Source organism: Paenibacillus lautus (assembly GCF_050482385.1).
In the GTDB taxonomy this organism is placed as follows: Bacteria; Bacillota; Bacilli; order Paenibacillales; family Paenibacillaceae; genus Paenibacillus_AQ; species Paenibacillus_AQ lautus_B.
In genome coordinates, this window is record NZ_JBCNHV010000015.1 from 1 (window position 1) to 20,887 (window position 20,887).

The 20,887-nt window shown below is 43.0% G+C and carries 14 protein-coding genes; 1 reads left to right on the plus strand and 13 read right to left on the minus strand.

Going from position 1 to position 20,887, the window contains the following annotated elements:
- Window positions 1–53: 53 nt before the first annotated feature.
- Both ABEW73_RS18560 and ABEW73_RS18565 read right to left on the minus strand, forming a co-directional pair.
- Window positions 54–3,572 carry a discoidin domain-containing protein gene (locus tag ABEW73_RS18560; RefSeq protein ID WP_430165837.1) on the minus strand — a complete coding sequence of 1,173 codons (3,519 nt, stop codon included), beginning with the start codon at window positions 3,570–3,572 and terminating at the stop codon, window positions 54–56.
- A gap of 230 nt (window positions 3,573–3,802) precedes the next feature.
- Window positions 3,803–4,549: a hypothetical protein gene (locus ABEW73_RS18565; RefSeq protein WP_430165840.1), complete on the minus strand. Its 747-nt coding sequence runs from the start codon at window positions 4,547–4,549 to the stop codon at window positions 3,803–3,805.
- 270 nt (window positions 4,550–4,819) lie between these two features.
- Here ABEW73_RS18565 and ABEW73_RS18570 point away from each other — a divergent pair, with 270 nt between their 5' ends.
- Window positions 4,820–5,350, plus strand: a complete 531-nt coding sequence (locus tag ABEW73_RS18570) for a hypothetical protein (RefSeq protein WP_430165843.1) — start codon at window positions 4,820–4,822, stop codon at window positions 5,348–5,350.
- 95 nt (window positions 5,351–5,445) lie between these two features.
- Here the strand turns inward: ABEW73_RS18570 and ABEW73_RS18575 are convergent, their stop codons facing one another.
- From ABEW73_RS18575 to ABEW73_RS18625, 11 genes are all read right to left on the minus strand, one after another.
- Window positions 5,446–6,387 carry an alpha/beta fold hydrolase gene (locus ABEW73_RS18575; protein ID WP_430165846.1) on the minus strand — a complete coding sequence of 314 codons (942 nt, stop codon included), beginning with the start codon at window positions 6,385–6,387 and terminating at the stop codon, window positions 5,446–5,448.
- 57 nt (window positions 6,388–6,444) lie between these two features.
- Window positions 6,445–8,568, minus strand: coding sequence for a serine hydrolase domain-containing protein (locus tag ABEW73_RS18580; RefSeq protein WP_430165848.1), 2,124 nt, complete (start codon window positions 8,566–8,568; stop codon window positions 6,445–6,447).
- Between the two features lie 218 nt (window positions 8,569–8,786).
- A complete protein-coding gene (locus ABEW73_RS18585; RefSeq protein WP_430165849.1) occupies window positions 8,787–10,877 on the minus strand; it encodes a serine hydrolase domain-containing protein in 2,091 nt (696 codons plus the stop codon).
- A 35-nt stretch (window positions 10,878–10,912) separates the two neighbouring features.
- Window positions 10,913–12,367 carry an alpha/beta hydrolase family protein gene (locus ABEW73_RS18590; protein WP_430165852.1) on the minus strand — a complete coding sequence of 485 codons (1,455 nt, stop codon included), beginning with the start codon at window positions 12,365–12,367 and terminating at the stop codon, window positions 10,913–10,915.
- Between the two features lie 132 nt (window positions 12,368–12,499).
- Complete coding sequence (locus ABEW73_RS18595) at window positions 12,500–13,480, minus strand: alpha/beta fold hydrolase (RefSeq protein ID WP_430165855.1); 981 nt, start codon at window positions 13,478–13,480, stop codon at window positions 12,500–12,502.
- A gap of 130 nt (window positions 13,481–13,610) precedes the next feature.
- Window positions 13,611–14,597 carry an alpha/beta fold hydrolase gene (locus tag ABEW73_RS18600; protein ID WP_430165858.1) on the minus strand — a complete coding sequence of 329 codons (987 nt, stop codon included), beginning with the start codon at window positions 14,595–14,597 and terminating at the stop codon, window positions 13,611–13,613.
- A 218-nt stretch (window positions 14,598–14,815) separates the two neighbouring features.
- Entirely contained in the window at window positions 14,816–16,183 is a 1,368-nt protein-coding gene (locus ABEW73_RS18605) for a sensor histidine kinase (RefSeq protein WP_430165860.1), read from the minus strand.
- Window positions 16,180–16,854, minus strand: coding sequence for a response regulator transcription factor (locus ABEW73_RS18610; protein WP_430165863.1), 675 nt, complete (start codon window positions 16,852–16,854; stop codon window positions 16,180–16,182). Before ABEW73_RS18610 ends, ABEW73_RS18605 begins: the two co-directional genes overlap by 4 nt.
- Window positions 16,855–17,075: 221 nt before the next feature.
- Window positions 17,076–17,642, minus strand: coding sequence for a hypothetical protein (locus ABEW73_RS18615; RefSeq protein WP_430165865.1), 567 nt, complete (start codon window positions 17,640–17,642; stop codon window positions 17,076–17,078).
- 142 nt (window positions 17,643–17,784) lie between these two features.
- Window positions 17,785–18,690, minus strand: a complete 906-nt coding sequence (locus ABEW73_RS18620; RefSeq protein ID WP_430165868.1) for an alpha/beta hydrolase — start codon at window positions 18,688–18,690, stop codon at window positions 17,785–17,787.
- Between the two features lie 643 nt (window positions 18,691–19,333).
- Window positions 19,334–20,689: an amino acid permease gene (locus ABEW73_RS18625; RefSeq protein ID WP_430165871.1), complete on the minus strand. Its 1,356-nt coding sequence runs from the start codon at window positions 20,687–20,689 to the stop codon at window positions 19,334–19,336.
- Window positions 20,690–20,887 lie beyond the last annotated feature (198 nt).

Below are 20,887 nucleotides of genomic sequence, written 5' to 3' on the forward strand. Positions count from 1 at the left end.
AAGAATCCCAATGATACCGAAGGTGTCAGCTTGCGGCTTTAGCCGTGGGAGTCTCAATCCTCAATCTGTTTGATCAATGTCTTCATAGGATCAATCGGACGATTCGCGTCATATGGATAGCGATTCAATACCTGAAGCAGTAATTGATGCAGCTTTGCGTTTTCGTTCACCTTCGTGAGAAGGAACTCCATCTTGGCAATCAGCTCCTTATATTCCGGGATGTTCCCCGGTGAATACACCTCAAACTCAAAGAACGAGTTGCCGAAGACGGTTGCCCGCTTCACGCCTTGGAACTTCACATATCGGGCTTGCTTGGTGTCGAACTCCAGAATGTCCAGTGTTCCCTTAGACTCTATGACGCCGCCTTCGCCAGAAATATTCTCCCAGTTCGTCTTGTCATCCGACACCAGAATCTGATATTTCTCCGCGTAAGCGCCCTGCCACTTTATCGTAACTTTATTTATTTCCTTGTTCTCTCCCAGATCCACGAGGAACCAGGCATCATCGACATACGCACTGGACCAGCGGGTGGATTCATTGCCATCCACGGCCTTATCAGGAGAATAATAAGGGAATTCCGTTTCAGAGGACTCTGCCGTCTTGTGCAGTGCAAGGTTTTCTGTACTCAGCAGCTCGATCGCTTTGTTGTGGATGACAACATTATCCAATACTCCTTTGAACGCGTTTGTCTCGCTGCCGATTCGCAGCGTAGGTAAAACGAGTGTATGCATTTTCGGATATTGCATTTCCAGCCGTTCCACATATTCGTCAAGATTGACGAACAGCGATACGCCTTTGTCATCGCCCTTCAGCAAAATATGCGTCCATTTATCTTCCGGAACGACGTAGTTAAAAGTGCTGTTATAATGCTCCTTGGTAAATCCGAGCTTTCCAGTCTTGCCTTGCTTCAGCTTCAGAGTTCCTGCAGGCGATTCCATTAATACGGCATCATCAGGATTGTTCTTATCGGGCTTAATCCACATGGAGGCGGTCCAGCCGAACCCGATCGCATCCACCGGCGTTTCGATATAACTTTTCCCTCCATTGAAGCGAACGCCCTGCTGGTACTTGCCGCCCGTTATATCGACATTGACGCCTTTTCCGTCAAAGCCGTTGCCTGAATCATCTTTGAAGCTTTGCTCGAACAAATACCGCATGACTAGATGATCTTGATTGTTCACTTTAATTTTGTGAGAACGGTCAGCATTCGGTGCATCGCCAAGAAGCTTCGTCCGCTGTTCAAATTGGGAGAAGGACTTGTCGTCTCTCGTCCCGGTCCACATCTTCTCTGCGACCACCTGGATTCCAGGCATTAAACGGATATGCGCATCGTCCATGGATACGCTGTTCGCATCGGACACGTCGTTCCACATTGAGAACATGCCGCCCTTCACGCGCGGATGGCCAAGCGGTAGCGTTGTGTTCTCCCATTTGTTCGGCTCCCACTCGTTATATAGGAATTGCGAGTTCAAGTAATTCCCATAGAGCGTAGGCACGATATACAAAAAGACATTTTGGGAGTTGATGATGTCATAACCGAGATCCACGGCCTGCTGCGGTGCACCATACGGTTCATACCAGATTCCCATCGTTGCATCATTACTGATCGGTGTGGTCCCGTTGTACATGGTCAAGCCTCCCCACATGATCGGATGCTTGCCCTTGCTATTGATATGCTTCACAAAGGTGTCCATGTACCAACGGAATCGCTCGATATCCGGTCCCCAGTATTCATCCGTGCCGATGAGCACTTCAGGCCCGACAAAGGTCGGATCGCTTCCATCCAAGTATTCATTGAACAAGCTTTTGACAAATTCCACCGTTTGGGGCTTGGAAATATCCAATCCCCGCTCATCCCCGAGTGCCGGATTATAGGAAGTGAATGCGCGGGAATGTCCAGGCGTATCAATTTCTGGAACCACGTTGATGCCATAATCCATGGCCATCAACTGCAACTCCTTGAATTCTTGCTTCGTGTAGTGACCGTTCCCGCTTGCAAGTCCGGGATACGTGGTGCTCTCCAAGCGATATGCAGCCGTCGTTCCATCTGCGAACGGAGTCCCTACATCATCGTTCAAGTGGATTTGGAACATGTTCATTTTGTACCAAGACAACTGCTTTACATAGTCCCGCAGAAAATCGATCGTAAAATATTTGCGGGCAACGTCGATCATAAGTCCCCGCTTCTCATACTTCGGATAGTCCCTCGCTTCCCCGCGCGGAATCGTGCGGCCCTCGTTCTGCTTGATGATTTGGAGCGCCGTTCTCGTGCCGAAGAAGGCCCCTGTCGCCGAAGATGAGGTAATTGAAACGTACTCACTCACCTTGAACACGTTCCCTTCATCCCCAAGCCAGGACAAGGACGGATCAATAGCTAAGTAGAGATCGCCGGATTGCGGCTGCCCTGCTGTCACTTCCAGCTCATATCCTGTGAGATCCAACAGATCATCGCGCGTGATCTCCGCTGCCTTGCGCAATACCGACTCATCCTTCGGGTCCACCACTATGCGCGAGGATTCGGTTAATGTGTAATTGCCTGAGTCTCCACACCACTCACGCAGCGAAGGGATGACATCCGGCTCGGCATTGCGATCCGGTGTTTGCTCATGCAAGCCCGGAACGATGACAGTCATATTGTCCGACAGCAGTTTCCGATCCGGTTGGTTCAGATCCTCCACTTGGATGATCAGATTCACCTTGGCGTCTACAAGCGGTGTACGGATATTTCCCTCGAGGTCAATGATAGGGAGCCTGTCGCTTCCAAATACACTTACGCTGTATCCATCCGGCACCTCTGCTGCAGACCAATCCAGCTTGGTTTGTCCGGCTTTCACGTTCAAAACACCCGCAACCTTATCGATCACAGATTGTAAATCATTCAACTGATACACTTCAAATTCATAAAAGGAATAGCCGTACAGCGTTCCTTCGACAGGCGCCCGCTTAACGCCCTGGAATTTCACGTAACGAGTCTCAAGCGAAGGGAAGTCGACGGTTTCCACGCCTCCCTTGCTTTGGATAATTCCATCATTGTCCTTGACATTGACCCAGGTCTGAGCGTCATCCGACACAAGAATCTTGTATGTATCGGCTGGAGTTTGCCAGCGAATGACCACCCGGTCGAACGATTTCTTCTCGCCCAGATCAACATAGAACCACTGATCATCTTCTATAGCTGAAGACCATCTTGTATTGCCCTTGCCGTCAACCGCCAAGTCAGGCGTCAAATAATCCACTTCATTACCCGAAGAAAAAGCTGGAGCATTCAGGGCAAGATTCGTTCCGCTGAATGTAGCCCCTGCAAGGAGGCGAGCCCCTTCATCATCCGATTGTCCATTGGACATTATATTCCCGTCCTTGTCATACACAACATCGGTAACGCTTGGTGGCGTGTCATTCTTGTTGTCAGGAAAGGTTACTATAGCGCCAGTATCACTGCTTTCAACATTCCCGCTCCCCTGTTTCGTCTTCGCCTGTGCGCTTGCAGGTTGAACTGCCACAAATGCCGAACCCATCCCTACAACCAAACTCAACAGCAGACAAACGATCTTGATATAAACGGTTTTTTTCATCAGTTCCCTCCATATTATCTAGTGTTGAAATACAGGTATTAATTCTGAATTCACCCCTCCTTTTCAAATGCGCAACCTCCAAAGTAAACGCTTACTTTATATAAACATTTCTATAATATTACAAAAAGGTGCAAGTAGGAAGAATTATTTTCCTAAATGCACCCTATTTCACTCAAAAGATTTTATATTTGTATTCTATATCAATTTAAAACTAAATATGGTTATTCTTTTTACTTTTTGACCGCCGTTGTAGCCATTTTAATCAGGTCTTCTTCTGTCAACGGATTACCCGGATTGGTGGAGATGCTGAATGACTTGCCATTTTCGACCCAGGAAAGCGTGTTGGTTATAAAATTCTTACCCAGCTTGGGATGTTTCTTTTTCAATTCCTCAGCGGTTATATAGGTATACCCTTTCTGCTTCTTATCTTTCGGATCAAGTCGTGCGCTTTGGAATTTAACATAATCGGTTCCGTTCTTATATTGTAATGAAATCATGCTTGATTTCGTCCAATTCACTTTTTTGGAATGAACTTGCTTTTTCAGCTTTTTAGCTTCTGCCTTCAATTCATTATAATATTCACTGCTGTATGGACCGAGTATTTCCCCCGATACAAAGCTATAATTCTCTGGCAGTTTATTCGGCTCCTTCAGTACCGATTCTTTTAAAGTAGAGGCTTTTTTCCAATAATCATCATAGGTAGTGTACTCTGGATGAATGTTCCCCATAGCGAAAGTCTCTATACCTTTTCCATTGGTCAGTTCATTGCTTACGTATACCATATAAGAGTCATTCGGATTCGCCTCAAGCAATTTTTCAATTCTGGCTATTTCCTCTTTTTCCAGTTGTGCCACTTTGCTCACAGCGGCTGCCGTACTTGCAGATTTACCTGGTGCTGCCTCTGCAGAAACATTCATGGCGCCCAACATCAATACACCGCTTAGCGCAGCAACCGTTATTTTCATACTTTTGTTCATAGGTCATTTCTCCTTGTGTTTGGTTGTTTTAACTATATATATAACAATACCAATCAAGGCTTTTGTGACATTGACACCTAGCTGAATAGTCGAATGGAAACGGATTGATTTATAGTTAAGTAACCGGGTTGTCCCACTCGTTCTTGAAAAAATAAATAAAAGAACCGAACCTTTTTTTGATAGAGAGACAATATAGGGTGTAAGCTGCTTACTCAGGAGGGCCCTCTGAATGCAAAGTGAATATATGTACGACATAGTTATAACTTTTCCATGTACCGATATTATCTGGTGAATGAGAAATACACCTCAACGGTATATGACAGTGCAACGCCGATCATCCCCATTCATATGTTTAATGAGATACCCGGTTATGTGTATACCAATAAAATTGTTGATGCAAACCTGGCCGTGAACCAACTGCAAATTCCAGGTTTGGCTGGACGGGATACGATGGAGTATGAGTTCTTCGAGAAAAACGGCGTGGAATACGTGGCAGCAGGAGGAAAGGTATACGTCAGTCAAGAACTTGTGAGACCACTCTATTCGGGAAAACAATCAGAGACAACGATTCAAACGAATGGTTATGCGACATGGTATTCGGTCCCCGCAGCCGCTACAGGTAAAGTGATGACGGTGAAGATGCCTTCGAAAGGTGCTTTCACTGTATATGACCAGGCTGGTATCAGCACGAATCATACCGTGGTCAGTGGTGAGAATGAAGTTGCATTACCTGTGAATGGTACGATTGTATTTGCCGGTGAAGCAGGTTCAAGGTTCGAAATTTCGTTAACAGATAAATAATAATGAATATGAAAAATAAATACGCCCGTTCCCCGGTGTTCGACTGGGGACGGGCGTTTCTCTCTTTCTGAAATCAATTTTGATAGGTACCAAGTTTATTTCACTTCATTCATAAACTTCCTGAAGTTTTCAGCTATTTCTTTGGATCGGGTATGGTGTAAATAATGTCCACCTTCGAATGTCATCACTTTACCATGTACTGAATTTTTAACTTGCTCTTCATGCAAAGGTATCCATCCTTCCGTTTCGGTATCATTCGCTTGTAAAAAGAAAATCACAGGAAGATCTTTGGGGAAGGACAAGTTCTCAGCTGCTTTGAAATTAGGACCGAAATTTTCGCCTTCATTCAGGTTGTTCGGATTAAACGTATTTTTGAGTGAAAGTATTCTAATTTGTTCTCTTGTTTCATTATCAACGTCGGGTGCAATCAGTTGATCAGGGGCCAGTTTCATTAACAATCGGTAGAATCCGGATTTTTTAAGCAGTTTGTACGTTTCGGTTGGGAATGGATCATCATTACCTCCCTGCGTTGGTACGCTGCTATCAATCCCGACAAAGGCACTTACTTCGTTTGGATATTTGTTCACATAGTCCAGTCCGTAAATTCCTGAAATGGAGTGACCCATGAGCGTGTAACGATGAATATTAAGCTGCTGTAACGCTTCATGAATTTCACTAACCATATTTTCCGTGGTACGCTCTTTTTCAGTTACGTCACTTAATCCATAACCAAAAGGCTCAATGACAACAACTTTGTAAAATGGTGATAACTCATCAATGAGCGGTTTAAAATCAAGGGCTGGAGCTGGTGTTCCATATCCGGGAAGTAATACGACCGTTTCTTCGCCTTTTCCTTGGATCAACACATTCATGTTTTTCCCGTCAACCGCTACAAACTGACCATAGGGTTTTATTTTCCCTTCCTCTGATTTGTTGCTAAATACATTAACGATAAAAACAGTGGCAATAAATAATGCAAAAGCGATAACTATGGCTCCGAATATTTTGAGCAAAATGATTAATATTTTTTTCATCATGATGGTTCTCTCCTGTTGAGTTCGTTTGTTGTACAGCCGTTCCGAGATCTATTCAAATTACTTTTTTAATGAAATTTCAAATTGGGAACCAACCTCACCTGCAAATACAATACGACCGTTTTCTGGTAAAACAACATCATTCTTACCGCTGACCACGCTGTGATTAATACAAATTCCGGTCTGGTCATAGATAGCAAAGGCTCCATTTGCAGGTAACTTCACTGTCATGATTTTTCCTTTCGCAGTAGCTGGTACCGAAAACCATTTGGCATGTCCATCAGCTTGAATGGTTGTTGCGGATTGTTTACCCGAATAGATTGGTTTCACCATTTCCTCACTGGCGAATAAATAACCTAAAAATGTAAGATACTCTCCTCCGTTCTTTTTGGAGAAATGAATGTCCATCGTATCTCGTCCGGCAGTACCCGGAATCTGCAATTGATTGGCTGCTTCGCCTGCTCCAATAATTTTATTATTGGACATATACCCTGGATTCTCTTTATTCATATGAATAGGCAGGATCGATGTAGCATTAAGATAGAACATTGATGTGTATTTCGCATTCACTAGATAATATTTTTTACCATCGCGCTTTGCCCATGCAGCGTTAATCTCCTTGGGTAATGTATTGGCTTTGAGCTTCTCCGCATTATATTCTGAGAAAGCCACCTGTCCGAGTCCTGGAATGGAGATATACGATCGAGACCACAGATAGGTATTCCCATTTTTCTCCACAACGAATTTCAACTTTTCTGTACCATCATCACTCACAAAAGTACCATCTGATGTATAGGTGTATTCTTGAACCGGATTACTTGGAGCCGTAAGAGAGGAGACCGTCATTTGTCCAGCCTTATTTATTTTGATCTTCGTAACTGAATTATTGCCACCATATATCCCTGCAAACTTGGAGATTTCTTTAGGCATATCAGCCTTCACAGGTACACCAAATGATTTTTCCGGTTTCCGTTCTTTAATAATGCCCTTTTCTTCAAGTGCGCTAAGTAATAACTCACTCGCAATGAATTGATTGGTTATGCTTGCTCCGCCTGAAGAGATCACGGCTGCAGCCATGTTGTATTCCGGAAGTACGACGAGTGAAGAATGATAAGATAACGTATCTCCACCTTTCGTAACAGCCTTGATGCCGTAGTCACTGAATGGGAACAAGTCCACACTATCCCACCCTAATCCGTAAGACATAGAAGAATCACTATCCTCTGGCCACATGCCTCTTCTGTATTCTTTTTGCTCCATGGCTTCTACTGACTTGTTGGAAAGAATCCCTTTGACCTCTCCTGTGAAGATTTGTGAGAATTTCACCAGATCTTGAGCCGTGGAATAGATGCCTCCTGATGCAATGATATTATAATTCTCTTTTGGAAGTTGTCCCTCATAAAAAGGGGAATAGATTCCCGCCATTTCTGCCGGATTAACCACATCCTGTGGTGTTTTAGTATGGTTCATATCCAAAGGCTTCGTGAAATACTTGTGTATGAATGCCGTATAGTCGAGGCCGCTCACTCTTTCGACCAGAATCTCGGCTAACGTAAAGCCATCGTTGCTGTAGACTGAGTATGCACCGGGATCTGCCTTCAGGTTTTGATCCGCCAATTGATCGAGAAACGTATCATGTGAATACGTGTCATTATCTCCGTACAATATGGCACTGCTGGTTGAGGTGCCCAGAAGACCCGAGGAATGATTCAGCAACATACGGGGTGTAATCTGTTTGTATCGTTTATCTTTCATTGTAAAATCAGGCATATAGTTCACAACAGGCACATCCAAATCGATCTTGCCTTCATCAACCAGCTTCATTACAGCGGCTGTAAGCATCATTTTACTGGTTGAACCAATGCCATAGATCGTGTTCGTAGTAAGAGGTACCTTGTCGTTTAGATCGTTCTTCCCCGTTTGACCGGACACCGTAATCTCTCCACCATCAATGAGCGCATATTGCAGACTCGTCGTACCGTACGTCTCAGTCAGTAATTTAGCTTTTTCGATTACGGTTTTCTTTGTTGTCTCATATGTAAGGTTAATGCTGTTATTCATGGCAGCCGGTGCGGCCATTGCAGATAATGGGGCTAACATGGTTAACACTAGAGTTAACGCTGCAATTGAAGTTCGTTTTTTGACGGTTCTCTTGGGCACTCTGATGTTCTCTTGTTGTATCATTTGCATCTTCTCCTGTCATTATCTCTTTATTAGAGTATCTTTCTTGGTGATAGAATAAGCATAACCAATATAGATGTACTCTTCGTGACGTTTATATGAACCGAGTATGAACAGGCAAAATAATTTGAATACATGATGATTTAAAATCCTTGATTCTTCCTTTTTCTCCATAAAAATATCCCCTTTAAGGGTCTACTTAAAGGGGATAAAGACTTTGTCTATTTCAATGAAATTTCAAATATGGAACCGACCTCACCTGCAAATACAATACGGCCGTTCTCCGGTAACACAACTTCATTCTTACCGCTAACCACGGTGTGATTAATGCAAACACCATTCTGATCATATACGGCAAAGGCGCCATCTGAAGGCATTTTAACCGTCATGACTTTTCCTTTCACAGTCGATGGTACCGAAAACCATTTGGCATATCCATCTGCTTGAATCGTTGTTGCGGATTGATTACCCGAATAGAGTGGTTGTACAAGTTCCTCACTGGCGTATACGCTACCTACGGCTGTAATGTACTCTACTCCGTTCTTTTTAGAGAAATAAATTTCCTTTGTATCACGCCCCGCCATGCCAGGGATTTGCAGCTCAGTGACTGCTTCGTTTGCTCCAATAATCTTATGATTGGACATATACCCTGGTGTCTCTTTATTAGAATGAATAGAAATAATTGGTGATGAATTGAGATAAACCGTTGATGTATATTTCTGATTTACCACGTAATATCTTTTACCTTCACGCTTCTCCCACGAAGCCATAATATCCTGGGACAATTCATTGGCTTCCAGCTTCTCTGCTGTATATTCTGAGAAAGCCAACTGCCCAAGACTTGGCAAGGATATATATGATCGAGACCACAGATACGTACTTCCATTCTGCTCCGTAACGAATTTCAACTTTTCTGTGCCTTTATCGTTAACAAAAGTACCATCTGATGTATATGTGTATTTTTGCGCCGAATCACTCGGAGCTGCGAGAGTGGATACAGTCATTTGTCCAGCATGATTCATTTCGATCTTCTTAACCGAATTATTGGCGCCATACATACCTGCATACGTGGATATTTCTTTAGGTATATCTGCCTTCACTGGCACCCCAAATGATTTTTCCGGCTTCCGTTCTGTAATAATACCCTTTTCCTCAAGTGCGCCGAGTAATAGTTCACTCGCAATGAACTGATCTTTGGCACTTGTCCCACCTGAAGAGGTAACGGCTGCAGCCAGATTGTATTCCGGCAGTACGATTAATGATGAGTGATACGATATGGTATCCCCACCTTTCGTAACGGCCTTGATGCCGTATTCACTGAATGGGAACAAGTTCACACTATCCCACCCTAGCCCGTAAGATATAGACGTATCGCTATCCTTCGGCCACATGCCTCTTTTGTATTCTTCTTGCTCCATGGCCTTTACCGACTTACTGGAAAGAATGCCTTCGACCTCTCCCGTGAAGATTTGTGAAAATTTCACCAGATCTTCAGCGGTGGAATAAATGCCTCCAGTAGCGATGATATTATAATTCTCTTGTGGTAGCTGGCCTTCATACAAAGGAGAATAGATTCGCGCCATTTCTGCCGGGTCAACCACATCCTGCGGTGTTTTAGTATGTTTCATGTCCAGGGGCTCTGTAATATATTTGTGTATAAATGCAGTAAAGCCCATGCCACTAACTCTTTCGACTAGTATCTCCGCTAATGTAAAACCATCGTTACAATATACGGAGTATTCTCCTGGATCGGCTTTTAGAGTCTGTATCGCCAATTGATCCAGAAAAGTGTCATGTGAATACGTGTCATTATCCCCGTACAATGTGGCATTGCTGCCAGAGCTGCCCAGTAGACCGGAGGAATGATTCAACAGCATGCGTGGTGTGATTTGTTTGTATCGGTTATCTTTCATTTTAAAGTCAGGGATATAGTTCACAACGGGCACATCCAAATCAATCTTGCCTTCGTCAACCAGCTTCAGTACAGCAGTGGTAAGTACCATTTTACTGGTTGAACCAATGCCGTAGATCGTATTCGAAGTGAGAGGTATCTTGTTATTTATATCGTTTTTGCCCGTTTGACCGGACACCACAATCTCTCCACCATCGATTAATGCATATTGCACACTGGTCGTACCGTACGTCTCGGTAAGGATCTTGGCTTTCTCCGCTACTGTTTTCTTGGTTGGTTCATACAAAAGATTGCTTCTGTTATCGGCAGCTGGTGTGGCCATTACTGACATCGGAGCTAACATCGTTAACGCCAGGGTTAACGCAGCGATTGAAGTTCGTTTTCCCTTTTGTCGTCCCATTCACATCATCTCCTGAGTTTAAATGTTTTGGTTGATTAGAGTTCTTCCGGGTCAATAAATTTCACCTCTGGATACTTCTCGCTCGGACCCTTAATCAGATTTCCACCCGTTCCTTTCAATTGCTTGTTAAAGAAATCGAGTACATATTGATTTACGATGCTTGATCCTCTTTTACCATTGATATCTCCTGTTATCCCGGACAGTTTAATCAGCTCCGAATAGAATTGAAGGTCCGTGAAATTAAAGTGCTGGGTTCCTTCTACATAAATCACATTTCCCCCATGTTCGATAACATTTTTCATAATGTGCAGCTCATCTGAAAGAAATTTATTTACTTCGTCATCCGAATTTCTATCATTTTCAAAATTGACTAACCAGTCTTTAAAACTTCCCGATCTAATGAACATAAACGGCTTGTTTATATCATCTCTATTTTCCACTTCATTCAGTGACCCGTCCATATTAACTCCGGCCTTGATTCTATGATCTAAATACGTTACATTAAACGCCGTTGCACCCCCAAAAGAATGCCCCATCGCGCCTATGTTATTTAAATCAATTTTCCCTTTAAATTGACTTTCAATTGCACCTGAATTCAGCTTTTCGATTTGATTGATTACAAACTCCACGTCTTTTGTCCATATATCCCCAATTTCTCTGCGGTCGTCTATGGTTGTCATCTTTGTTGTATAACTCGTTACACGGCCATCCGGAAAAAGGGTAGCAAAGGTGCTGTACGTATGATCGATTGTCACTACGATATACCCATGACTGGCCAGATTCTCCGCCTGTGATGCTTGTAGAACTCTACTGGTTCCCATACCATGAGATAGCAGTACCACGGGATAAGGACTTGTGGAAGGTAATATTTCTACATTTTCATAAGAGTTGGTTTGACTATACTTCAAGTAGTCGAGCACAAATTCAGGCAGTTTTAAAGAAGTTGAGAAGCTCTGAATATACTTTTTGAACATTTCTTTATTATTTGGAAACAGCGTGTCACGCTTGTGGTTATTGCTGTTTTCAGTAGGGTACCAGACTTGAACCATTAGTTCCCTCTTATCACTCTGATCTTCAGTTAAGACTTCAGCTCTATTATGGTCTGTAAAATGAAATGTTTGAGTACCCACTTTCTCTGGACCATCCGGCTTCGGCAAATTAAAGACAGGTAGGTATACAGACAAGGCAGTAGAACCAACCAGCAGAATGACGATTAGGGAAGATAAACTATATTTCAACAGCTTTCCTATTTTTAGATTTATCATCTTTTCAGAATGTCTGAGTAAAACAAGAAGTATGAATATAGCCGTCATGATATATACCAAAAGTAACTGCCATCTGTATCCCTCAAGCAGCAATTGAACTACGAATATGACGCTACTTCCTATCCCCACACCCAAGCCTATTTTCTTTGAACTTCTTTTAATAAATAGTAGGTCTATGAGTAAAGCGAAACAGGATAGAACTAAAAGTATTTCAAAAAATCTCATGTTGAATTCCTCTCTCTTTCTTCACGGACATCATCCGAATTGGATTTACTATGGAAAAACCGCCCAACAGGACGGTTTTTCATATTCGTTAATGCATATCTGTTAAGTCACGAGTGTACTTTTACCCCCTATTTATTTCGCTTCGTTCATAAAAGCTCTAACGTCTTCAGCAATTTTTTTGAATTGAGTATGGTGTAAATAATGTGTACCATCCATTGTGATTACTTTCCCATGTACCGAATCTTTAATCTGTCCTTCGTGCAACGGTATCCATCCTTTTATATCTTCATTATTCGCTTGAACAAAGAGAAGAAGCGGAAGCTCTTTCGGGAAGGTTAATCCTTGAGCCCCTTTGAAATTGGAAGAAATATGGTCCATCTCATTCAACATCGTGGAACTATTCGAATTTTTATTCGACAGCATTTTCATCTGCTCTACAGTGTGCTCATCAAATGGGAGTCCGGTATAAGGATCACTGCCAAATTTGACCGCCAATCTTTGGAGACCTGATTTTTTGAGAAATGCAAACGTCTTTAATGGAAATTTAACATCCATGCCTGGTTGTGTTGGAACACTGCTGTCAATTCCGACAAATGCAGTCACCTCATTTGGATATTTGTTCACATAATCAATGCCGTAAATCCCTGTAATGGAGTGGCCCATGAGAATGTATTTGTTAATGTTAAGCTGCTGTAGAGCTTCATGAACTTCACTTACGATATTCTCTGTCGTTCGTTCCTTTTCAGTTCCATCACTTAATCCATAACCAAATGGCTCAACCGCCACAACTTTGTAATGTGGAGATAACTCATCGATGAGCAGCTTAAAATCAAGCGCTGGTGCGGCTGTTCCATAACCGGGCAGAAGCACAATCGTTTCCTTGCCTTCGCCTTGAATGAGCACGTTCATATTTTTCCCGTCTACAGATACATGCTGACCATAAGGCTCAATCTTTTTCGCTTCGGAATTGCTACTGATCACATTCGTGATATAAACAATACCTAGAAACAAAATAATGGCGATTACGATTGCTCCTAGTATTTTAAGTATAATATTCCGTACTTTCTTGGCCTTCGATCCATTCTTCGCTTTCTTTTCCTCTGGTTGTGTCACTCTCATCTTCTCCTGTCTTGAACTGTTAGTTCGGCTTTCTTCTTTGCTGCTAATGAAATCTTAACCGATGAAAATGTACTCCCCGTGACGTCAATATGAACTGAATATGAACAAGCAAATAAATTATTACTTACTGGGACGTCATAAATCCCCTGAATTTTTCCGCAATTTCTTTGGCATGGGAACGATACAAATAATGATTCGCTTCTAGCAGCACCACTTCACTATGCACAGTGTTCTCTATTAGCTTCTCATGCTCGGGAATCCATCTGTCTGTTGCAGGGTGATTCTTTTGAATAAAGAAAAGGACAGGTAGATTTACAGGGAACGTTAGTTGTTCAGCTGCTTTAAAGTTGGAATACATGCTCTCTGCCTCATTTAATTGAGTGGTATTATACATATTTTTTCGGATCAGAATGTTCAATTGTTCTTTGGTCTGCTCATCATAAGGCAGTCCATCATAAGGGTCAGCACTCAGTTTCAATTGTAATCGCGCGAATCCTAAGTTACGGAACCATTTAATCGGTTGCGTATCTGACGCATCAATCTTTTGTTCACTGAGTGTTGGAACACTGCTATCCAGTCCGACAAATGCACTTACTTCGTTTGGATATTTGTTCACATAATCCAGGCTGTAGATCCCGGAAATGGAATGGCCCATAAGGATATAACGATCAATATGAAGACTTTGCAACGCTTCATGGATTTCACTTACGATATTTGCCGTACTGCGTTCCTTTTCGGTTGGATCACTCAATCCATAACCAAAAGGTTCAACCACGACGACTTTATAATATGGGGATAGCTCTGAAATGAGTGGCTTAAAATCTAGTACTGGTGCCGCTATTCCAAAACCGGGCAGAATTACGATCGTTTCATCCCCTTCACCCTGAATGGAGACATTCATCTGTTTCCCATCTACAGTCACCTGCTGTCCATACGTTTCCATTCTTTTTTGCTCCGAATGACTGCTGATTTTGTTAACGGTATATACGATAGCAACAAAAAGTAGGATGGCTATAACGATCGCGCCTAATACTTTAAGCAAAATGTTTAATACTTTCTTCAATTTGGTTCCATCCCATTTTTTCTTCTCTCTTTCTTGTGTCACATACATCTGCTCCTGTCCTCATCAGTTTAATGGCCGTAACAAGCGTTAATGCAAGCCTAACCAACCAAGATGTCCTCACCATGACGACAATATGAACGGAGCATGAACTAACAAAAAAGGCCACGTTTCACATACAAGGAAACTTGTGTGTGAAACGTGGCCTGAAAATTCGGTTTAGATATCAGATGGACATTCTATACCTCCACCTTATCCTGTAAGCCTAATTATTCCGTTGGTGGAGTGATTGGCAACGTGACTATAAAGGTCGTTCCTTGACCAGGTTCACTTTCCACTCGGATGTCGCCTTGATGAAGCGATACAATCTGTTTGACGATGGCAAGTCCCATACCGCTACCGTCATACTTGCGGCTGTGGGAACGATCCGCTTTGAAAAAACGTTCGAATATACGCTTCTGGTCTTCAAGGGAAATTCCTATGCCCGTATCGGTTATTCGGACGGTCACGTATTTGATGTCCTGTTTGATGCTGACCTTAATTACGCCGCCATCCTCGGAAAATTTGATTGCATTGCTGAGGATGTTCGTCCATACCTGATTTAACTGGTCGTGATCAGCCGTTACTTTTACGGTCTGTAAATCAAGCTCAAAATGAATGTTGCGAGCAGACCATTGTGGTTGGAGAGTTACAATGACGCGCCTGATCTGTTCATCCAGGCTGAGTGTGCTAAGTCGTGGTTGCTGTGACTGCGATTCAAGCATACTCAGCTTGAGCAGGCTATCACTCATGACGGACATCCGCTTCGCTTCAGCGATGATAATATCGAGATACCGACTTCGTTCTTGATCAGAGAGGTCTACTTGCTTGAGCGCTTGAGCATAACCGGATATCGAGGTGAGCGGGGACTGTACCTCGTGCGACACGTTCGTTACGAATTCCCTGCGCATCTGCTCCAGTCGCTGCAGATCGTGCATCATGTCTTCGAAACTGCGAGCCAACGTACCTAGCTCACTCGTTTGCTTAATATTCAATTTAACGTTGAAATCTCCAGCTGCAATACGCTTGGTCGCTTTTGTCAGCTTTTTGATCGGTCTGACCAGGAATACAGAGGCAATGAGAATCAATGAGCTGCCTGCAATCAACGAAGAGGTTGCAAAGATCAATCCCCACTTGGCGACAAAAGAGGCAGAAGGGGGGGCGAGCGTTTCCAAAAACATCGCTTTCGTTCCCATTTCCGTTTTTAAAGGCAACCCTAAGAGGACCGTAGCAATACCGTTCGGCGTTTCTTGAACAACGCCTCCATCGATGACTTTCTTTAGCTGCTCCATCGTCACCTTAGCAGGTTTGTGTCCGTTAAGTTTACCGTAAGGCTGGAACTCTCCCGTTGCTTCGTAAATCCGAATATGATAGGAGTCGAGCTGCTTCATTCCACTTACGAACGATTCCGCTTCACGTAACGGTAGCGTCTTATAGATCTGCACAACGTCTTGGCCAAAGTTACGCAAGTTGATTTGCGCGTTTTGGTTCAATTTATCTTCGAATATCCAAGTAGATATAAAAAATGAGATGACCGTGCCTGCGATAACGGAGACGAGAAAGGTCAGGACTACACGGATATATAAAGACCTAATCATTCGTAAACCTCAAGCCGGTAGCCCAGCCCACGCACCGTTTCGATCCGAAAATCAGGTGTAGCCGCAAACCGTTCGCGCAAACGTTTGATATGTACATCTACGGTTCGATCATCTCCAGCATAATCAATCCCCCAAATTTGATCGATCAATTGCTCGCGCGTATAGACTTGTCCGGGTGTACCAGCAAGCTTATACAGCAATTCGAACTCCTTAAGCGGCAGCATGAACGCCTCTGTTCCTCTCGTCACCTTATAGGTTTGCCGATCAAGTGTAACGCTTCCTAACTGAATTGTCTGTGTAGAGCCGATCCGGTATCGTTTAAGTAATGCTCTCACACGCACCGTCAACTCCAATGGATCGAAAGGTTTGGTCAAATAATCGTCTGTCCCAAGCTCGAATCCTTTTACCTTCTCCCATGTTTCGCCTCTCGCAGTCAGCATAAGTATCGGAAGATCAGGATTGACTCTTCGGAGTTCTTTGCACAACGTCCAACCATCCATATTCGGCATCATAATATCGAGCACGACAAGATCAACATGCGTTGAGGCATAGACGTTCATTGCTTCCTTCCCGTCCGCGGCCTCGGCCGTTGTGAATCCATCGTTGCGTAGAAATAAACAGACGAGTTCGCGAATATTCGCATCGTCGTCAACAACCAGTATAGTAGGCATCCGTTCCCTCTTTTCCATCTCATATTGAAGCAACCATTTTACTATAAGTATAATGAATTACTCCCATACTACCTAATCATCATACCCGGGATTATCATGGAATGCACCTCGAATGCTTTCTTCCCAGCACAAATCAGCGGCTGCCTCCGTAGAAACAGCCACTGATTCCATTTCGATTCAGTTCATTCACAATCTGCTATGGGTTAAGGAGCATCGCCGCATCACGCAGGCATAACCGTTGCTTGGAGTTCTGCACTGCGGCCCGAAATGGAATTAAAAACAAGCTCCGGTTTATCCAGCATAATGCCAGTAACGGGTACGTTATCAGAGGTATGCTCAACAATAAGTTCATTTAACGCAATGTTCCCCCAGATCCGATTCCCTTCATTAACCTTCAATCGAAGTTTATAAGCGTTTACCGTTGGAAAAGAAACGCTCTGGCGTTCTTTCGTACTGTCGTTCAGCTTCCATTCGACCGATGCGCCAGATAATGCCGTCACCCAACGGCTGCCGTCGAAATACTCCACGTCAACATTTGTAATGCCTTGGCCGATTCCAAAAAACGTGACCAATGTAACCTTGTTTACGGGTACTATATTATTTCCGTAGTCCAAGGTAATATAGCCTGGGAAGGTCACATCTCCGGTACTTCCCCATGCAGAGTTCAAATTGTTGTCGATGATATTAGTAATCGAACCTGCTCCTGTAGCAAATGTTGTGGTGATCATATCTTTGGATAGATCAGAATTGTTATACAATTCAAGCTCGTTCAGTGCGATTTGCCCCAATGGGTTAGCTCCCTCATTGACCTTCAATCTGATTTGAGAGAATCGAATAAGTGGAAATTCCACGGATTTGATCTCATTTTCGCCAGTGTTCAGCTCCCAAGTCAGATTGATGTTTGTGCGAATGGGAATCATTGAAAACTTACTAGTGACCCACGTATTGCCGGAAAAAATCTATTTGTTCGATGTTGAGTATTGTTGCTTCGTCTTTTCTTAAGTCAAGGTGGAATACATGGCCGCTCGCTTTGTCTTTATGACCATATTCCTTATAAATATAATGAATTCCTGCGGATTCTAATTTACTAAGGAAAACAGGCTGAATCCCAACTAATCCATCATTAACACTGCAAGTCACAAAAGAAGGAGGAAAAGATGACGTAATGTTTGACTGAAAATCCATTTCCTTTTCATACTTGTGAATTTCATTACCAAGATAGTCCTTCATCAAAGCATTTAAAAGACCCATGTTCCATTTTTTCGCTTCTTTGTTTTTTATTCTATCGAGAGGATCATACATTCCGTGGTTCAATCCCATTGCTTTTATTCTTATATCAGGCATTTTGAAGTCGAACAGTTTTGCATACTTTGAATTAGTAATGATTGCTGCATACTGACCTGCAATCTGTGCTCCTGCTGAATCACCTACAATGAACAAATTATTTAAGTCCATATGAAACTTTGTTGAATTATTTTTCACCCAATAAAAAACCGAATTCACATCTTCTAGAGCCGATGGGAATTTATTCTTTGGTGCTAGGCGATAGTTGAAGTTTACTACTGTAAATCCGTACTGGGCTAAATTCATGCAGTAAAATTGATAGGCTTCCTTGTTCCCGTACACCCAGCCACCACCATGAACCGATATAATTACTGGCAAAGGGTTTTCTGTAGCCTTTGGATAATATACGTCAAGCAAATGGTCTTCACTTTTATCCCCATAGTAATCAAGGTTGTCAAACCTTTCGATATTTTCTGGGGTAGATAATCCTTTATCTCTTTTAGCATCCCCTTTTTTGAATAATACATTTAATAAAAATGATGTTAATGACATTTATTACACCTCTTTTATGAAATGAGAAAAAAATTAGTTTATAAATATAAACATAAGGCTCAAAAGAAGCTTAGTTACGATTAGTCTAGGTCTGACAAATGTATAAAAAGAAAAGCTTGAAGAATTACTTCGCAACATCTATCCGAAACAATTATATATTCGGTAAGCTAAAAGCCTGATGAATCACTTGGATTTTATCTCGAGGCGTAAGAAACAACAGCACTCTGCAATTAACTAATTAAATTCTAACCTCATTATATATTGAATAAATTTTAATTAACTATATTTGATCAGAGTTTGAATATAGTATACATGAAGATATTCGTTTTTTTGTTGATAGAGCAAAAGTTTTGATATAAGGTAATTGTAATTTTTTCTCGTCGAGCACATGCCATCTTTTATGCCATATAATATCGCTTTAGCACGAACTATAACAATTTCCCACAATTACTCCGTGTATTAAAAAAGAAACCACTATTTAGTGACTTCTTTTGATCATAAATTCCTTTCACTTTCTTTACTTGTTCCCACGCATATAAAAAGGCGGCAGAGGATTCATTCCCCCTGCCGCCTTCTCTTTCGTATATTCCGTTAATCATGATGCTTGTCTCCGATTACCATTGAGTTAAAGCCCGAGATCCACTCAGTTATGCGTTTCTGCCTCTTTTTTGAATTTCATGATGGACCAAGCAACCAATAACAGCAGAACGGACAGACATACGCTGATGCTGACCCGATTCTGTCCATCGATGAGGAAGAGGACCGTGATCACCGATAGACAAAGCGCAGTAAACGCAGTTACATAGGGGTAGCCCCATACCTTAAAGCTGGGCTCCACCGGATAAGCTTTGCGAAGCTTCAGCTGGGAGAAACAAATGCAGATCCATACCAGCACCACAACGAAGCCCGGAACCGCCATCAGGACCCGAAACAACTGGTCTTGCGCGAACAGTCCCAGCATTGAGCCTGCCAAAAGAATCATAGCGCAAAGTTTCAGCGTATTAAGCGGAATGCCTTTGCTTGTGGTCTTGGCCAAGCTCCTTGGAGCCTCCCCGGCGGCTGCCATGGAATAGATCATGCGTGTCGCACCATAAATACCGGAGTTGGCTGCAGACAGCACGGCCGTTACCAATATGAAATTCATGATGTGGGCTGCTCCCTGCAATCCGGTAGCGGACAACACCTGAACGAAAGGACTTGACTCGTCCCCCAGCTGGTTCCATGGAATCAACCCGCAAATAATCAGGAGCGGCAGCGTAAAGAACAAAATCACCCTTAATATAAAGTTGCGCACAACTTTAGGCAGGATTTTCTCCGCATTCTCGGTCTCGGTTAATGTGAGACCTATCAGCTCGGAGCCTCCATACGAAAAGGTAACGACAAGCAGAGCCGAGAATATGGCAAACCATCCATTTGGCAAAAACCCGCCGTGAGCAGTGAAATTTTGAAGGTACGGGGTGTCCGAACTCGGAATAATGCCAAACATCAGAAAACTTCCCAGCACAATAAAACTAATAATCATGGCGATTTTTATTCCGGCAAGCCAGAATTCCACTTCGCCAAAACTTCCAACACTCATCATATTGATTAAAATAATGAGCGCCGCACTTGCAAGGCTCAGCAGCCACAGCGGAACCTCCGGAAACCAGTATTGCAGAAAGCTGCCAGCCGCAATCACTTCAATTACGCATACCGACAGCCACATGAAACAATACATCCAGCCCATGACAAAAGAAACCCGCTTACCAAAGGCTTCGCGAACAAAATCCTTCATATTGCGGCCCGGATACACCGTAGCCATTTCCGTCATCGCTCCCATAACGACCAGAAGAAGCAGTCCTGCAAAGATATAAGAGAAAATAACGCCCGGACCAGCGAGACTGATCGTCTCGGCACTTCCTTTGAATATCCCGGTGCCGATTACACCGCCCATCGCCATAAAGCTGATATGCCTTGGCCTCAATTTCTTCTGTAATGAAACTTCATCCTGTTTTGCCATTTACATATCCCCCTGATGACTTTCAAATTAACCTATTGATAAGTATAACCTTTTCTGCTAAGGAAACAACTTAAGAAATTCGCAAAGCTAATGAGGAAGCACGATAGCTCTAATGCCTCTTATTCTTTAATAAACGATAAATAGGTTGTTCCAGGAGCGGATAATAAAGAGCCCGGGGTGGCCCCAGGCTCTTTATTC

What these genes read in the sequence shown, in the direction of transcription:
- ABEW73_RS18560 (WP_430165837.1), bottom strand. Translation starts at nt 3,572, where the DNA reads ATGAAAAAAACCGTTTATATCAAGATCGTTTGTCTGCTGTTGAGTTTG.
- ABEW73_RS18565 (WP_430165840.1), bottom strand. Translation starts at nt 4,549, where the DNA reads ATGAACAAAAGTATGAAAATAACGGTTGCTGCGCTAAGCGGTGTATTG.
- ABEW73_RS18570 (WP_430165843.1), top strand. Translation starts at nt 4,820, where the DNA reads ATGTACCGATATTATCTGGTGAATGAGAAATACACCTCAACGGTATAT.
- ABEW73_RS18575 (WP_430165846.1), bottom strand. Translation starts at nt 6,387, where the DNA reads ATGATGAAAAAAATATTAATCATTTTGCTCAAAATATTCGGAGCCATA.
- ABEW73_RS18580 (WP_430165848.1), bottom strand. Translation starts at nt 8,568, where the DNA reads ATGATACAACAAGAGAACATCAGAGTGCCCAAGAGAACCGTCAAAAAA.
- ABEW73_RS18585 (WP_430165849.1), bottom strand. Translation starts at nt 10,877, where the DNA reads ATGGGACGACAAAAGGGAAAACGAACTTCAATCGCTGCGTTAACCCTG.
- ABEW73_RS18590 (WP_430165852.1), bottom strand. Translation starts at nt 12,367, where the DNA reads ATGAGATTTTTTGAAATACTTTTAGTTCTATCCTGTTTCGCTTTACTC.
- ABEW73_RS18600 (WP_430165858.1), bottom strand. Translation starts at nt 14,597, where the DNA reads ATGTATGTGACACAAGAAAGAGAGAAGAAAAAATGGGATGGAACCAAA.
- ABEW73_RS18605 (WP_430165860.1), bottom strand. Translation starts at nt 16,183, where the DNA reads ATGATTAGGTCTTTATATATCCGTGTAGTCCTGACCTTTCTCGTCTCC.
- ABEW73_RS18610 (WP_430165863.1), bottom strand. Translation starts at nt 16,854, where the DNA reads ATGCCTACTATACTGGTTGTTGACGACGATGCGAATATTCGCGAACTC.
- ABEW73_RS18620 (WP_430165868.1), bottom strand. Translation starts at nt 18,690, where the DNA reads ATGTCATTAACATCATTTTTATTAAATGTATTATTCAAAAAAGGGGAT.
- ABEW73_RS18625 (WP_430165871.1), bottom strand. Translation starts at nt 20,689, where the DNA reads ATGGCAAAACAGGATGAAGTTTCATTACAGAAGAAATTGAGGCCAAGG.